Genomic DNA, 15,947 nt, shown 5'->3' with positions numbered 1-15,947 from the left:
GGGGCGGGTTCCGCTGCGCTCCACCCGTAACACCCACCCCCTAATTCCGGAAAGGATGTTCGAAAAATGAAGCAAAAAAACCGAACCCAACCCAACTTTGGAAACCAGATCAGACATTCTTATTTCAAGAAAGACACACGACAAGTAGCCTGACACAGGGGGCTGGACCCGTTAGGCCAACGCGGGGCGCCCACATGCGCAAGAAGACCCGTCGGGATGCACTTGTACCGCGATCTGTTTGAAGGTAACTGGCGAGCGCCTCCCCAACATCGGATAGAAGCGGTACGTGTTCAACCATTCGTCCTTTGCCATGTATAACGAGTTCTCCTGACCGCCAGCGGATGTCGCCAAGCTCAAGCGCGACAATTTCTCCGGCACGTAACCCGAGCCGAGCCAACAACAGCAAGATGGCATAGTCGCGGCGCCCGCGCGGAGTTGATCGGTCAGTAGAAGCAATGATGACTTCTTCTTGCTCAGGCGTGAGGAATGTTGGCACGGACGATTGCCGGCACTTGCGGACCGTCGGTACCGATTCATACAGGTCATGTGGCGTATAGCCACGCAGAAACAAGAAATGGCAAAACGAGCGGAGGGACACCGTCATGAGTCGCATGTACTCGCCGGACCGACCTCTACTGCGAGCAAGCAAGTGATTTCGAATCGTTACGGCGTCGAATGCATCGGGCAAAACAGTGCCGTTACCGACATCCTGGCAATCGAGGAAGTCGCGAATGAATGGTCCGTAGACGAGCACTGAGTTCTTTGCCAGCCCACGTTCCTGCCTCAGGTAATCCACGTAACGGTCATGTATATCGGCGACCGCCGACTGACAGTTTACCGACGGTAAATGCACGATTCCTTCGTTACGCAAATAGACAAGAAACAGCCGTAATACCGCAAGCTCAAACTGAACTCGGGGAGCCGGTGCATTGCTCAGGCGTTTCATGAACAAGGCGGCGTCGGACTCGTCGAGATGGGCCAGGTCGATGTTCTGGCTCTTCATCCAGAGAGAGAAGGCTGCCAAGACCCTTCGCTTCTTGCCAAGCGTGACCTCGGAATATCGCGCCGCCCTTAGACGGTCAAGGAATGCATCAACGTGACGGGCCGGCAGTCCGTCGGATGAGCCGACTGAGTTTCTCGCCTTCATGTGATTTCTCCTGGCCAGCGCAATAGCCAGCCTAGAGAGATCATAGGATTATGCCGACTCAATCGTTATTCGAGGGCGTGCCCTGCACCATGGGCGACTACGACGCGGCATAATCCGGGAGTCGGCATAACATTCTCGAAAGAGATATCAGGCCGTTTGCAACAGCGAGAAATTCATGGCTCTTCGCTGACACAGTCGCGGGCGCAAAGGCGAGCGCCATGGTCTACAGTCTCGTGCTGACCTGCCGGGCATGCAAGGTCGAGCCCTATGCCTATCTGCATCATGTGCTCAACGAGCTGCCGCAACGAGCGCCGGGGGCTGACATCGGCGACTTATTGCCGTTTAACTTCGCCAAACGCACGCAGCTTGTGACAACCCACGTCTGAAGAGACTACGCTCTGGGGTCCAATCGGCGTTCGACACGCTGCCGGCATGAGTCGATCATTGATCGCGACGTGCACGTGCTCCGCTATAGCCGCGTGCGGAACCAACGCGGCTATAGCGACCTCCGTTAAAATAGCGGGATGCTCGCTCTCTCGCAACGACCAGCGGAAATCATCCTATGACCAGGACAAATCTCAGGGCCATCAGCATTGCTCCCGACCACAATAAGGCTCATCTGTCGAAGGGGCAAAAGGCATTCAACACGCTGATCAAGCAGATCGAAAAGCGGCGTGCCCGGCTGAGTGCCTGGGAGGCTGCAATGCCTGCCTTCCATCGGAAATACCTTAGCGAGTTCGCGCCCCTTGAGCAAACTTCCATCGACTTGCGTACCAAGCTCGTTTATCGCCTGGACCAAACATACGATATGAAGGGGCTGACCAAATCCGAGCGGCGCACGATTGCCGACCTGATCAGCGACTTGGCGGGGGAGTTGGTCGCCGAGAGCGATGATCCGGAGCTTAAAACGATTTACAACCGTTACAGCGAATCTGACTTTGACAGTGAAGCTGCCGCCGAGTTTGACGATATGAAATTGGCGCTCGAGGCCATGCTCGGCGTTGAGTTAGGCGACGACGTTGACATGAGTTCGCCCGAGGATGTGCTGCAGCGCGCGCAGGCGCAAATGGAGCAGCTCCGAAAACAAGATGCCGTCGAAAACCAAGCTCGTGAAGAACGCCGCGTGAAACGAAAAAAGACCCCTAAACAACTCGCCGCAGAGGCACGAGAACAAGCGGAGCAGGCAGAGCTCAGTTTATCGATTCGCGAGGTCTACCGAAAACTAGCCAGCGCTCTGCATCCTGATCGAGAAACTGATCCGCAGGAACGTGAGCGCAAGACCGCTCTCATGCAAAGGGCCAATCAGGCGTATAGCAAAAACAGCCTGTTGCAATTACTTGAGTTGCAGTTGGAGCTGGAACATATCGACCAAAGCGCCATCAACAACATCGGCGAAGACCGGTTGAAACACTACAACAAGATACTAAAGGAACAGGTCGGTGAACTCGACCACGAAATCCTGCATGTCGAGAACGGATTCAAGCACAGCTACGGAATTCCACCCTTCATTGAGGTGTCGCCCGCCACCATCATGCGCAATCTTGCCGCTGATATCTTCTCGCTGCAGGAGAGCCTCCACGCCCTTGAACATGACCTGCTCGTATTCGAAGACATGAAGCAACTGAAGGAATGGCTAAAGATTGTGAAGCGGTCATTGGCCGCGCCGCGTTACAACGATATGCCGTTTTAGCGGACCGCTGATCCTCACGCTTCCTTCGTAGTGTGGAGAAAACACCGCTTACATATGAAGGCACATGTGCCCGTGTTTTTTAGTGACTGGCATGCGCTTGGACGCTACGGGGAATCTGTTGCATACCCATACTGTACATACAGTGGGGATGGAAATGAGCGCGCTTCCGGCGAACATAGAGGACATAACTGGATAGCGTCAACTACGATGACCGCCTGCGCGACAACTATGATGTCCGGTCGACGGGGGTAATTGTCGCTGTCAGTTGGCTATAGTTGTCGCTCCATTTTGTTCGTCGGGGGGTAATTGGCGCCGCCGCTCTTTCTGCTTGTCGTTGGCGCTGCGCCGCCGATAGCTTTCGACATTCAGTTCGAAGATCGTTGAGTGGTGAACGAGGCGGTCGATGGCGGCGACGGTCATGCCAGGGTCAGGAAACACGTCGTTCCAGCCTGAGAATGGCTGATTGGCCGTTATTATGTGGAATTGAGCGATTTTTCAAATCAATGTCTCTTTCGTCTTGGCGAGTCAGCCCGATCCGGTGTCGGTGTGGTCTCAAGGCGCCGGAGCAGGCGGTCTACCGCTTCCTGATCGCCCTCTACTGCTGCACGTTCGTCGTCGGTCAGCGGTATTTCCTGCAGCATTCGTATCATGCCGGTCTTCGATTGGATTAGGTCGGCGCGCGACGATTCCTTCGGAACGTAGAAGTCACAACGTGCGCAAGCCATGCGGTGCGGACACTGATCGAAGAACTCATAAGAGCAGAGGCCATGGCCGAGATCGTAATATCGCCACGGCTCGTCCACATGGCCATGCTCGATTGCTTGACGATCGATGAGGACGTTCATCATCCTCAGGTTTCGCTGGAAGTACTGGGCTTCCGAATAGGCTCGGGCGAGCCGGGTTGGTGTGAAGGTCACGTAGTGTTGTGTGGTCACGGGTGAACGATGGCCGAGCCACGCCTGTAGTTCGAACAACGTCATCGGTTCGCGGGCGTTGAACAATTGACTCGCAATGGTGGAGCGCGCGCGGTGGCTGCTGATCTGACCGCGTGCATCCGCCTGCGGAATGCCGGCTTTGCGGCAAAGCATAGGAATCAGCCGTTTGTTCAGGTACGCGCGTGGAATTGCTCGTGCGCGGTACGAGAACAGGAAATCAACTCGCTCGCCAGTCTTGATGTCGAGCGCGGCTGGTTGTGTGGGGCGTAGGTGCTCCCAGGCGGTTAGCGCCTCACCGACGATGGCGTCGATTGGTTTGATGAATGCCGTCCCGGTCTTGTGAACCGGAACGTCAAGCATCCAGCACTGCGTTCCTTGTTGTCCTATCGATGGTTCCTTGCGCACGCAGCCGACGCGTAATCGGACAATCTCGTCGCTACGCAGTCCTGCAAAGAGCCATACGATGCTCAACGCCTGTAGCATTTCGAGCGGATAGTAGCCTCCGTTGCGAAGCATGGCGCCTGTGGCATTGCTACGTCCCTTCGGGGCACTGCCGTGACCAGGAAGATCGGCGATCGTTAGATTCAGGCCAGCCCAGAGGAGTTTCGCCCAGAGGTCATCGGCGATGGTGCGCGGTGCCGGTCCGATCAATGCCATGATCGAGCGCGGCGTCGCAAAGGCCCGAAACGGATCGAACCGTCGCGGGATCCACTCCCACTCCTGCAGGTCGGCGAAGAACCGCCGCATCGAACCCAGGAAGAAGTTCTTCGATCGGGCAGATGCCGGTTTGCCAAGCTTCGGTTCCAGGCCAGCGGTCCTCCAGACGTAATCGCCAACACTCATACGCGCCACAGCGCCCACGTACTCCGCCGCCAATTCTCGGGTCCACTGGTCCGCGCGGGTGATGTTTGGATGGGTATCCTGCAGCCAACGGCCGGCCTTGAGGACCGTGTCGCGAAGATGCCTGCGACTGGACGCTGTCAACGTGCTGGTTGCCTCCCACCGCTCTACTGAGAGAACCCAATCCCTGGACAGGCCGGCGGTTCTGGCTCGATGAATACGTTCGCAGTCGACCCGGTTGCGGATCTTTGGTTCGGCAGAGATGACCCCGAGCGCTGCGAGTATGCGTAAGAGTTGGAAGTACAGTGAGCTGCGATAGTTCGAGTCCTGCCAGCGCTTGCGGATCGATTCGATGAACTCGGCCGTCAGTAACTCAAGCTCGGGGCGCTGGTTGATGAGCAGGAGTTCTGCGACCAGACTCATCAACGGTTTACAGGGACCGTGATATCCCCACGCTGCCGAGATCTCGGTAACGCGCAGCAGCGTATCCGCGATTCGCTGCTTGCCGAAGACCTTCTCCGCCAGCGTAACCCGTTTCACTTCGCCCAGGCTGGGAATGTCGTGGAAACAGTGCAGCAGGTAGGCAACCGCCATCAACGCTTGGCGCTCACCGCCCGCGCGGGGAGTCGGGTGGTGCGCTGCGAAGAACGCCTGTTGCGTGGTCCCCAGGACAGTTCGCCACACCGTCGCGTCCCATGCCCAGAAAGTAGTCCTTCGCATTGCACAGCACTGAAGGAGCATCAGCCTCACACGATCGTTGTATAGACGCTTGCTGTCGACAACGGCGAGCGCGTCGTCGATTGGAGCGAGTAGACGTCTAAGACCGGACAGCTTGCCGAGGACCGCCTTCACCGTCCGCTCACTGGCCATAGCAAGAGGAAGCTCGCGCGTCAACACCTTGCGCTCCGCAGCCGTCAGTTGGTTTCTGCGATCATAGTCGGTAACCTGGATCGGCCACGTCCAAAAACAGGCGTCCGGCTTCGGGGTGCGTGCAGCCCGGGAAGAGTTCATCATCGTTACTCCGTATCGGCGACAGAAACCAGGGCGTCGATACGCCACGCATGGATCTGATGCATGGTCTTTGCGAACCGGTCGGCCAGATCGTGTCCGGACAGGTGCACGTATTGCCTGGTCGTCTCCAGATTCTGGTGACCTGCAAACCGGGCTATCTCATGCAGTTGCCAGCCCGAGCGGGCCAGATCGGTCAAACAAAGATGGCGCAGCGTATGGGTCGAGAACGCCGGAACGTCGGCACGAAGCGCAATGGATCGGACTACCTTGGACCACGTCCATAGCGTGATCGGCGCCCCATGGTTGCGAGGTGATTCGGACAGGAACAAGGCGTGCCGATCGCCGGCAAGGCCATGCCTGTGTCGAAGGTAGTCGCGCAGCAGTTCGCCGGAAGTATCGGAATACGGCACGACACGCTCGCGGTGCCCCTTTGTCGTCTCTGCCCGGATACGTAGCAGCCGGTGGGCCGGATCGAGATCGCTGCCCCGAAGCTGGCACAGTTCCTCCCGACGAAGCGCCGCATCATAGGCAAACGCAAGCATGCATCTATTACGCTTCGGTTCGTCGCGGACCACAGCCAGCAGGGCCGTCCACTGCGCCTCCGTTGGAATCCACGGCAGCTTGTGAAACCTCTGGATGAGGCTTCGTTCGCCGCGCGCGCCAAAGTGGCTGGCCGCCGTATAGCAGCCACGGCTGACGGGGTTGGTCCTGATGAGCCCCTCGTCAACCAGAAACTCGAACAGTAGCCGGACTGCGGTAAGACGCTGTTGCAGCGTTGCGTTCGACAGGAAACCGCCTGAGTCGATGCGAATCACATTCGCATTCGCTCGTCTTGGCTGGGTCCGCAGGTCGCCGACATACTGCGCGATGGTTTCGCGCGATATGCTGCGCAGATCAACGGAGCGGTCCTGTGCAAAGCGAAGGAAGCCTTCTGCGGCGTACATGTACGCCGCAACCGTATTCCTTGCCAGGCCGAGCATCACGCAACTCTGTATCCAACGTCGAGCATAAGAGTTTGAGGCGATGAGCGGGTATCGTTCCCAGACTGGTTCGACGACGGCGTTGCTTGCAACCATGATTTGCTCCTCTCGCGAGGGATGCTGCCTCGTTACACACGACGATTCAGCACAAACATGAAATGCGGCAGCGCTTTCGGTACGGGTTATCCACCGGGCCGCTCGCCTCTTGCTATGGAAAAGCGGGCGGCGGCCCCGTGGATAACCCTGCGTAATCTCGTTTCAATACGTCCTGCGTGCCACCTCAACAAAAACGTTGCTCTAACGTAGCACGACTCCAATTCCAAATAACTTATATGAGAAGACTTTTTCTTTCATACCTCTCGGCGATCAGCTCGAATAGCACGCTGGTTTCAGCCTGGTCCTTTCTGACGTAGGACAGGTCGTCCAGGATAATCAGATCGAAACGATCGAGTTTGGCGAGTGCCGACGGCAATTGCAGGCTCTTTCGTGCCACCTGAAGCTTCTGCACCAATTCGCTGGTGCGGGTGCACAGGACCCGATATCCCGCGTCGATCAGGGCGTGTCCGATGGCGCTTCCAAGATGACTTTTCCCTCCGCCGGGCGGCCCAAACAGGAGAATCGTGGCACCTTTTTCGAGCCACGCATCGCCGGTGGCCAGCGCCATGACGTGTGCCTTCGATACCATGGGCACGACGCTGAAGTCGAACGTGGCGAGAGTCTTGGTCGGATCCAATTGTGATTCGACTCGATGACGTTCCAGTCTGCGTTTCGCCCGTTCAGCCAATTCATGCTCGAACAATGCGCCCAGCAGTTGCGAGGCTTGCCAGCCTTCCTTATCTGAACGTTGGGCAAAGTCAGACCACAGTCGACCGATTGTCGGCAGACGCAATTCGTTGAGCATCAGTCCCATGCTGCCGGTGTCGTAAGTTGGTGCGCTCATGCTGGCACCTCTTCGTCAAGCAACGCGTCGTAGATCGAGGCGTCGGGCATCTCGACTAACACAATGGGACATTCGGCCTGGCGCGGAGCAAATTGTGCGAAGAGCGCTTCCAGATCGGGGCAGCTCGCCGAGTTCCAGCAGCACTTCAAGCTGCAGGGCCAGTTCTGCCTCTACGCCGTAATTGCCGGCAAGCTCCAGCAGGCCCACGATGACCTTGCACGCGCTGCGCGGGCTCAGTGCTTGATCCAGGCGCTCCCAGGTCCGGCGGTACGCCTCACGCGGAAACAGATCGTCACGAAACACGAGGCCCCTGAAGGCTTGCGGTTTGCGTTTGAGTGACTCGATAAAATGTCGATAGTTAATCGCACGCCCGCGACCTGCGCTTGTACGCCTGACTCGCGCCGTGCTGTGCACGAGCGCTCCGGACAGATAGCAGTCAAGCCGATCGCTGTAGAGGCGTACTTTCAAGCGATGCCCGATCAGGCGTGAGGGCGCGCTGTAGAGGCTGCCATCCACCGTAAAAGTGCCGCTGCGCGTCACGCGCCCTTCGTCCTCAACGAAGTCGGTAGTACGATGCTCAGGCAACTCCTTCAGGTATCCACGCTCCACTTGAAATGCGGCAGCATTGCGCCGGTTGCGGCGCATCACCACGCCGCGCACAAACTCCTCGTAGGCCGGCCGATCATCGAAATCGCGATGACCACGTAATTCCATTTCTAATTCAATAGTGCAATAATAAGCACACCTTCCATGTAGAGGTGCGCGCGATGGTTCGTCAAGCGACAGGCGGTGAGGTTCTTGAACGTGCAAAGAAACTCATTGTCGAGGCCAGAACGGTGGATGAGTTGCGGCAGGCTCAAGCGGTACTGTTGCCGCTCGAATTCGGTCTGACTCTCGCGCAGACTGCGCAAGCGATCGGCATATCGGTCGGCTGGGCCTGTCAGTTGCGCCGGCGCTTCATTCTGGCTGGCGGGATGCCCGAAGTCGACCGCCCCAGGCCGGGCGGTCGACGCCGCGAGAATATGACGCAGGAAGAAGAAGCGACCTTTCTTGCGCCCTTCTTCGAGAAGGCCAAGGTGGGCGGCATCCTCGTGGTCGGAGAGATCAAGCGGGCGCTGGATGAACGGCTCGGACGCAAGGTTGCCCTGGCCTCCGCCTACAACCTGCTACACCGTCATGGCTGGCGCAAGCTCGCGCCTGACAAGCGACACCCCAAAGCCGATGTGGCCGCCCAGGAGGCCTGGAAAAAAAACTTCCCGACGTCCTCCTCGAAATCGACCGCGCGTGGCCGGGACAAGGGCCGATCCGGCTGATGTTTCAGGACGAAGCGCGCTTCGGTCGCATCTCCGATACGCGGCGTTGCTGGTGCCCCAAACCAGTTCGTCCGTTGTGTCAGGCCATGGTGACGCAGGAGTACACCTACGCTTATGCGGCTGTCTCGGTGACCGATGGCGTGCTCGACTCGCTGATCCTGCCGCACGTCAACGCCGCCTGCATGCAGCTGTTTCTCGATGAGGTCTGCGCGCGCCATCCCGACGAGCGCATCGTGATGGTTCTCGACGGCGCCGGGTGGCATCAGAGTGCTGCACTCAGACTGGCGCACAACCTGCGCCTGCTCACACTTCCGCCGTACTCGCCCGAGCTCAATCCCGTTGAACATCTCTGGGACGATCTGCGCGAAAAGTCCTTTCACAACCGCGTATTCGAGAGTATCGATGCGCTCGAACACCATCTGTGCGACTCGCTTCGCCACCTTGAACTGGATCACCAACGGGTTCATTCCATCGTCGCGTGGCCGTGGATCATTGATTCACTATTGAATTAGAAATGGAATAACTCCAACGCCTGATCAACTGCGTCCTTCAAGTAGCGATGCGAGGATTCCACGCTGCCATTCTCGTGCCCCAAGCCACGATTGTTGCGCGTGCCTTCCATGCCATAGTGCTCAAGCAACGCCGCGTAGCGAACCGTAAAGTCGTCCTTCTCCTGAAGGTTCTTAAAAGCTGCCGACAGACTGTCGGAGCGGTGCTCGCTGGGGCAGCCGCCGGCCTGCCATAAAGCGTTCTGCAATCCTGCTGCCAACGCCTGGAAACTCTCTCCGCCGTCAACGACGCTGGCGTATTCCCAGCGTGAGAACGCCAGCACAAAGTGATAAAGCATGTGTCCGAACGCCACACCGGCGATCGTCACATCTAGTTTCTCCATATGTGTGAAGTCCGACAGGCCTCGAACGCCGGGCTGGTACGTCTGGGGGAAGAACACTTCCTTGCTGGGCCCTTCGAGCGCACGCCACTGGCTGACATGCCGCTCAAGCGTGCGCCGCATTCCGTCGGGGAACCGATCGGCATGGTCTTCTTGCAACTTGCGCAGAAGGGTGATGGCTTTGAGTTTCGGCGAACAGCGCAGTAACGGCACGATTTCGCTATCCCAAACATCGGCAAATGGGTTTGTCCGGGTCCGCCATTCACGCTCTGGCTTCTGCGAGGGTAGCTCCGCCGCTTTGGATACGCGACGCGCCGTGCGCACGCTCATACCTGCTTTCGCGGCGGCAACTTCCTGTGTGTGATCTTTACGCTTGGTCATGTAGAGATGAACCTGTCGATCGGTGATGTGGATTCCAGGCATTGACTGACCGCTATTTAGCTGCAGCCAATCATCCTAAGTCCCCGCCGAATCGACGCTGCCGATGGCTCGTCGTCTACGGCGGCTACGCCGCCTTCGACTCCTCACCACCGGCCATCATAGTTGTCGCAAAAGCGGACTTCCTAATTGTCGCGCACCACATAACTGTCGGGGGACGGAATTCGTTGGACTAGCGCGCAGTTAGCTAGACCTGAAAGCACGGAATTGATTGGGCAGCAGGGAAAATCGCGAATGTCGAATTGCTGAGACTCGCCCGACAGCGTGGATTATGCGGCGTAGGCCGGTCGCGTATGACCCACAAAGCTAGGGATGAAAGACGAGAAAGCGCCGCATTGCATTGGACGGCGGATCGGTTTGGTAGACCAAGCTTTTTGGGGGCGTGTCAGGAATCCCTCCGAGACCATGCTCCTACGCTTGCCCTCCGTCAGAAGAGCTAGGCTGGACCCCGCGTCGAGGCCGCGAGGGCGATCGAGCGAATCTAATGAATTTGAGTCACAAATCCGGCCGGTCCAGCTATTTCAGCTCAGAGTGCACTACAGTCGCTCCTCAATCGTTTCATGGCTCCACGGACACAAAGTCTAAACCGATCCCTGCAGTTCGCTTCTTCGCTTGGAAGATCTTTGTTTGTGGCAGCTTTTCTCGGATCAACTGAACAAGCTCGCCGGCGCTCGGTTGCTCCATACGACATCCCAAGTAAATTGCTTCGAATAGCTCGGTAGGTTCCTCATCATCGGAATATCCGAAGCCGGTCTCATCACCTGCTAACAGGGCGACGTGAACACGCCATTCATGCTCATACCCCCAGTCAGCATGTTTGCGGAAAGCCAAGTCCCAGACGCGGGGAAGGAGGTCATGTTTCGCCAGTCCCAAAAGCATTTCTATATATTCCTGTAAGCCAAGAAAGCCGACAGACTCGTCGCTGTACTGAACAGGTTGCGCCACCAGAAACCGATGATCGGCGTGCTCAAGACGCCTGAACTTGAACGCGACACCACGATGGGAATTCGCGTAGTGCGACCACATGACCAGATTGTCGCCTCGCTCGGTCAAGCAGAGTACCCTGGACCGCGTCAATTGCTCGGCGAGATTCGCATTTAGCTCTTCCGATAAGCCGGGGAAAATGCTTGCCATCTCTGCTGTCGCCGCCTGTAAATCTGTCTCAAACTTGGCACGCGGCCACCGATCCCTATTCGCTCGTGCGATGCGCAATATGTCGCCGTACTTGGTTTGATGCGGCGGATTAAATGGTGCATCCCCAAAAATAGCCCGCAGACTGGCTTCCAGGAATGCCTCGGAGAACTCCTTGCCGGTAAACGGAAAATCGAATCCAGTTTGGTGATCGAAGGGATCGTTGAAGAGTAACGGTGAACTCCAACGCAGCTTGCGTGAGCTAACGATCAACTTGGCTGTCTCGGCAGTCGTGTACTTGAAGAAGTGCTGACGGTCGTTGTAATTCATGTTGCCTCGCAAGGCAGGTGACGGTTCCGGGGAGTATCGGATTACACCAAGACTGACACAGCTGCTATCGCCGTTTCCCTAGCGACGGGAGACCGCCCGGTACCTCTTTCCCCTCAAGGGCTGCGAAATCCGGTGTCGCGAACCGCCGCGAGATCCGCAGCTCGTTCATCAAGCTCTGGTTCACCGCGTTGTCGAAAAGCATGAGGAAATTGTCGAATCCGACCCGCTCGCTGGCCAGCTGTGCGCGTGGCGCTGCCTTTTGAGCCAGCTTCTGAGGTTCAAAAACGCTTGCCGTGGGGGGTGGCCGGCTATCCCGACGAACGAAAACGATCTCTATGAGGTAGCCGAGTGTCGAATGGACGAGGGCGAAGGCGGGTTTGTAGTGTGAGCGATGCCGTGCGTCGATCATCCTACTTTCATTCTGAATTGCCACCGTCCCGAGTCGGGGGATCGGCAGAAATACCTGATTGGACGCTGAGACGGAGCAGTCACCGGAAAATTGAAGCTCGATCAGCGAAGGAACGCGGGCAGCCCACTGAATAATCAGCTTCTTTAGCAAGTCGACCGACTCGCTGCGGTTGCCCGAAAAAAGGTAAGGCTGAAGTTCCTCGTGATGCTCCAACAGGAACATCGAGGCCTCTTGAGACGTTTGCGGCTTCTGGGCTGCTTTCGAAAGCAGCGCCTTGAGAAGGAGCGGACCAGAAAACAGGGAGTCCAGGACCGTCTTCTGAGCGGGGGAGGGTCTTAGGTCACATCGAAAAATCGACTCGACGAGTGGTGCCTGCGTCTCGACCGGTTGCCTGCTCTCTTGCTCAGTTGAGGGCTTGCGGAATGGTTTTGTTAAACTTTTCGTCGCATGAGGCTCGCCCGAAGCACGCCAACTCAAGATGCCTACATTCGCCTTTTCTCTCGCGCTCTTCTTTTTCTTCGCCATGGTGACAGATCTCACGTGGTGTTGTGTGGGCTGGCGTTTCCTGTGGTTGTCCGCGCATTTTGTCCGCTGGTGCACATCTATTCTCAACGATCTGGAGAATTACGTCGAGCGCCCGCAATGCCGGTGCACGCGCGCCCTGACACGCGGAATACGGTTTTTGGCCCTTCCAAGGGCGGGGTTGCCCTGTCCACCGAAAAGCGCATAATACTGTATATATATACAGGGTGACTTATGGGTGCGCTTCCAGCTTCCCTCGATGAGATACACCCGTCCTTGTGGCGGGCTTCGCAGCTTGGCCGAGCCAGCGGGCGTACAGTCGATACTGGCTATTCAACGCTGTCGGCGGAACTGCCGGGCGGTGGTTGGCCTCAAGGCGCGCTCGTTGAGCTGTGTGTTCAGCAGGCCGGTTCGGGGGAAATAAGGCTACTTGCGCCAGCGCTGGCCACCGTCAGTAAGCGTTCGGTCGCAGTCCTGCAGCCGCCGCGCGTCCTCAACGCGACCGCGCTGCAGTACATCGGGTTGCCGGTCGACAAAATGCTTCTGGTACGTCCGAAGCTCACCGCCGATGCACTGTGGGCAGCAGAGCAGATTCTGAAGGCTGGCACCTGTGGCGCGCTCGTGTTCTGGCAGGAACACCTGCGTCAGGAGTCGCTCAGACGTCTTCAGCTTGCAGCCAGGTCCAGCGAGATGCTTTTCTTTGTGGTGAGGCCATTGGCCAGAGCGCTCGATTCGTCACCCGCCGAGTTGCGTCTAACCGTTCGGCCGTGCGAGGGCGGTGTCAGCGTGGAGGTTGTCAAACGAAAAGGCCCGTCAATGAACGGCAGCGTTTCAGTCGAGTTGCGTCCGTCGCCGGTTCTCGTCAGCCCGCATGGGCGGGCCATGCGCGGGGCGCCGCGTACAGTGACGCAGTTGGCCAACGCGCACGCCTGATGCGTCTTGCGCGATCGAGCGGCTGGGCGTCGACCTTCACCCGCGAAACGGCGGCGGCCGCCGCTCGCGAACCACGCGACGCAAATCACCCGTTCATGTAGGTATTCATGTAGCTGCTGACCTGACTTGTCATCAGGTCGTTTTCTTCATTCGTCAAGCCGTGGTGCGCGTACAGGCCGTTGACGGCCGTGAACAATTTGTGAATCACGGAGGAGAGATTGCCGGCCTCAAAGTGCGACGTTACTTCGCCGGCACTCTTCGAGGAACTGGCGATCGGCAACAGGCAGGCCATCACGACGAATAGCGACTCGTCGACCTTGTTGCAGAAGTGGAACCAGTACGGAAAGACTCGCGTGAGTGTGCGTACAAAGCGGCGCACTTCGGGAATGACGTACAACTCCCGGGAGTCGTCGTCATAGCCTTCAAATGCGAACCCGATCCTGCCCGCGTATTCGCGGATCGACTCCGGGGTCTCAGTCATTGGCAGGAGAAATTCGGCCATGGCAGTCACGTCACAGGCCTCAACCATTTGCCTGTCGAGCAGCGTCATCAGCGGATGCTTGGGAGCTGGAAAATCTTTCATGGTCCTATCTCTCCAGACCGCTTACTGCATACGCCGGTGCAGCTCGGTTTCATCGTCGGTGCGCGTAAAATTGGCGTAGTCGGCCGCGGCAATGATTTGCCACGCCTTTTCGGCAGGAAGATGGTCCGTCGCGTCGACGGGCACGACAGCGTAAGGAACTGTCAAAAAATAACTTTTACAGCTTTGCGCGCGACTTGATGGATGATTTTGCAGATGGAACCGACGCAGCAGGAGACAGCGTGTAGTTCCAGTCGCCGTGGAACTTGTCGGTCTTCAAATGCAGCGACGCCATCGTCGAGTCGTCAACCTGTACGCCTGTCGGATAGGGTCTTTTGTCCAACGCGGCCTTCACGCGCAACCCCTTCGTGGTGGTTGTGCCGGCGATCAGGTTGACGATCACCTCGTGGCTCACGAGAGGGCGGCCGCGCCAGTTCTCGGTGATATGGCAGAACAGCCGGTGTTCGATCTTGTTCCACTTGCTGGTACCCGGCGGGAAGTGGCACACCGATATCTTCAGCCCTGTGGCATCGGCCATGCGCTGCAGCGCCACCTTCCACAGCCGTGCGCGCGAACTGTTGCTGCCGCCTCCATCGGCGGTGATCAGCAACTCGGTTGCGCCGGGATAGGTTTTGCGCCCCATGCGTCGCCACCAACAGCAGATCGATTCGACCGCAAACTCCGGCGTGTCGTGGTCGACACCGACGCTGACCCATCCGGCGTTGGCGCTCAGGTCGTAGACGCCATAGGGAATGGCCTTGCCCAGCTCCTTGTCCTGGAAGTCGTGCACACGCACCTGGGGCGCTTGCCCCTTGGGATGCCACTCTTGCCCGGCATTCTTGAAGTCTCCGACCAGTTCCTTCTTCTTGGTATCCACCGAGATCACGGGCTGGCCGCGTCGCTGAAATTGCCGGGCACGCTTGGCGATGTGCTCGAACTGCGCATTGCGATCCGGATGCGAGGCACCCTCGCGTGTCTTGCGATTGGCCTGCAGGCTGTAGCCAGCTTCTTGCAACAACGCACTCACGCTCTGATGGCTGACCGGGTGGCCCTGGCGGGTCAACTCCGACGCCAGAACCCGCACGCTCTTGCACGTCCAGCGCAGCGGCGACATCGGATCTCCTCGCGTTGTCGGTTCGACCAGTTCCTCCAACGCCGGACGCAGCTCTGCATTGCCGTGCGTCACTCGCGGACGCCCCGCTCCAGCTCGTCTCACACGCCGCTGCGTCTTTGTCGATGCAGGCCGCTTCGCATCGTCGAGTTCCTTGAGTCCTGCAGCGATCGTCGGGCGCGTGAGTCCGGTCGCTCGCGCAACGATGCTTACCCCGCCATAGCCCAACGCGCGAGCCTCCGTGGCCGCCCACAGCCGCCGCTGCTGTTCATCTAACAGCTCACTCAATGACCTGAACTTCTCTGCGATTCCAGCTTCGTTCTCATCCATCCCTTCATACTATCCGGACACGTCAACTTGTAAAAGTTATTTTTTGACAGTTCCTAAGTCAGCTTGCCGGGGGCGAGATTCAACTTCAACAGGTCGCTCGTCAGATGTTTCACCTCGCCGGCACGCGCGTCACGTTGCATGGACAATCCCGGCGAGTCGATAACAACAGCAATCGAGTTGTTGACGGTGTACGGCAAGTCAAAGACGGCGACAGCCTGCAGAATTGGGCTGTTCTGCAGCAGATTGTTGGAGTTACCTTCCGGCACGTCTTCGTCGTACCTGTAGGCACGCGTCACCGCAAGACGCAGTTCCTTCAGTCCCGGGTGATTCGCGTAGGTCAGGATGGCTTGCGCGACGGCGCCCGTATTATGGGTAACAGCTCTGATAACAGTCATGGTGTTTGGGTACTCGTGGACAA

General features: G+C 57.9%; 12 protein-coding genes and 5 pseudogenes. 5 read left to right on the top strand and 12 right to left on the bottom strand.

The annotated features are described in order from the left end of the window. Positions 1-124 precede the first annotated feature (124 nt). Positions 125-1,147: a tyrosine-type recombinase/integrase gene (locus tag KHO30_RS35110; RefSeq protein WP_211703610.1), complete on the bottom strand. Its 1,023-nt coding sequence runs from the start codon at positions 1,145-1,147 to the stop codon at positions 125-127. Positions 1,148-1,272: 125 nt separating this feature from the next. Here KHO30_RS35110 and KHO30_RS35105 point away from each other — a divergent pair. Together KHO30_RS35105 and KHO30_RS35100 are read left to right on the top strand one after the other, a co-directional pair. Next, positions 1,273-1,533: pseudogene (locus tag KHO30_RS35105) on the top strand (transposase domain-containing protein); the annotation flags it as partial. Between the two features lie 176 nt (positions 1,534-1,709). Beyond that, a complete protein-coding gene (locus tag KHO30_RS35100; protein ID WP_211703609.1) occupies positions 1,710-2,837 on the top strand; it encodes a J domain-containing protein in 1,128 nt (375 codons plus the stop codon). A gap of 261 nt (positions 2,838-3,098) precedes the next feature. Here the strand turns inward: KHO30_RS35100 and KHO30_RS35095 are convergent. The 5 genes and pseudogenes from KHO30_RS35095 to KHO30_RS35075 form a co-directional block, all read right to left on the bottom strand. Further along, positions 3,099-3,314 (bottom strand): annotated as a pseudogene (locus KHO30_RS35095) (ATP-binding protein); the annotation flags it as partial. A 23-nt stretch (positions 3,315-3,337) separates the two neighbouring features. Next, the gene (locus tag KHO30_RS35090) at positions 3,338-5,626 is read right to left on the bottom strand and encodes a tyrosine-type recombinase/integrase (RefSeq protein ID WP_211703608.1); all 2,289 of its coding nucleotides are present in this window, start codon (positions 5,624-5,626) and stop codon (positions 3,338-3,340) included. Positions 5,627-5,628: 2 nt separating this feature from the next. After that, on the bottom strand, positions 5,629-6,699 hold the full coding sequence (locus tag KHO30_RS35085; RefSeq protein ID WP_211703607.1) for a tyrosine-type recombinase/integrase: 1,071 nt from the start codon (positions 6,697-6,699) through the stop codon (positions 5,629-5,631). 235 nt (positions 6,700-6,934) lie between these two features. Next, positions 6,935-7,543 (bottom strand): annotated as a pseudogene (locus KHO30_RS35080) (ATP-binding protein); the annotation flags it as partial. Further along, positions 7,540-8,269 (bottom strand): annotated as a pseudogene (locus tag KHO30_RS35075) (Mu transposase domain-containing protein); the annotation flags it as partial. The pseudogenes KHO30_RS35080 and KHO30_RS35075, both read right to left, overlap by 4 nt. Positions 8,270-8,310: 41 nt before the next feature. Here KHO30_RS35075 and KHO30_RS35070 point away from each other — a divergent pair. Further along, positions 8,311-8,856, top strand: a complete 546-nt coding sequence (locus KHO30_RS35070; RefSeq protein ID WP_211703606.1) for a winged helix-turn-helix domain-containing protein — start codon at positions 8,311-8,313, stop codon at positions 8,854-8,856. Then, entirely contained in the window at positions 8,784-9,368 is a 585-nt protein-coding gene (locus KHO30_RS39420; protein WP_342345990.1) for an IS630 family transposase, read from the top strand. Before KHO30_RS35070 ends, KHO30_RS39420 begins: the two co-directional genes overlap by 73 nt. A gap of 8 nt (positions 9,369-9,376) precedes the next feature. Here KHO30_RS39420 and istA read toward each other — a convergent pair. From istA to KHO30_RS35050, 3 genes and pseudogenes are all read right to left on the bottom strand, one after another. After that, a pseudogene (gene istA, locus KHO30_RS35060) lies at positions 9,377-10,168 on the bottom strand (IS21 family transposase); the annotation flags it as partial. A 573-nt stretch (positions 10,169-10,741) separates the two neighbouring features. Further along, a complete protein-coding gene (locus KHO30_RS35055) occupies positions 10,742-11,644 on the bottom strand; it encodes a DUF2971 domain-containing protein (protein ID WP_211703605.1) in 903 nt (300 codons plus the stop codon). A gap of 64 nt (positions 11,645-11,708) precedes the next feature. Next, positions 11,709-12,578 carry a hypothetical protein gene (locus KHO30_RS35050; RefSeq protein WP_211703604.1) on the bottom strand — a complete coding sequence of 290 codons (870 nt, stop codon included), beginning with the start codon at positions 12,576-12,578 and terminating at the stop codon, positions 11,709-11,711. Positions 12,579-12,809: 231 nt separating this feature from the next. Between KHO30_RS35050 and imuA the strand changes: the two genes are divergently transcribed. Continuing rightward, positions 12,810-13,508, top strand: coding sequence for a translesion DNA synthesis-associated protein ImuA (gene imuA, locus KHO30_RS35045; RefSeq protein ID WP_211703603.1), 699 nt, complete (start codon positions 12,810-12,812; stop codon positions 13,506-13,508). 85 nt (positions 13,509-13,593) lie between these two features. Here the strand turns inward: imuA and KHO30_RS35040 are convergent, their stop codons facing one another. The 3 genes from KHO30_RS35040 to KHO30_RS35030 form a co-directional block, all read right to left on the bottom strand. Next, positions 13,594-14,091: a hypothetical protein gene (locus tag KHO30_RS35040; protein WP_211703602.1), complete on the bottom strand. Its 498-nt coding sequence runs from the start codon at positions 14,089-14,091 to the stop codon at positions 13,594-13,596. A gap of 175 nt (positions 14,092-14,266) precedes the next feature. Beyond that, positions 14,267-15,529 carry an ISAzo13 family transposase gene (locus KHO30_RS35035; protein WP_211703601.1) on the bottom strand — a complete coding sequence of 421 codons (1,263 nt, stop codon included), beginning with the start codon at positions 15,527-15,529 and terminating at the stop codon, positions 14,267-14,269. 53 nt (positions 15,530-15,582) lie between these two features. Beyond that, entirely contained in the window at positions 15,583-15,924 is a 342-nt protein-coding gene (locus KHO30_RS35030) for a hypothetical protein (protein ID WP_211703600.1), read from the bottom strand. Positions 15,925-15,947 lie beyond the last annotated feature (23 nt).

The organism is Paraburkholderia aspalathi, assembly GCF_905220735.1.
GTDB lineage: Bacteria > Pseudomonadota > Gammaproteobacteria > Burkholderiales > Burkholderiaceae > Paraburkholderia > Paraburkholderia aspalathi.
Note: the sequence above shows the minus strand (reverse complement) of the source record. Positions and strands in the feature narration are given on the sequence as shown.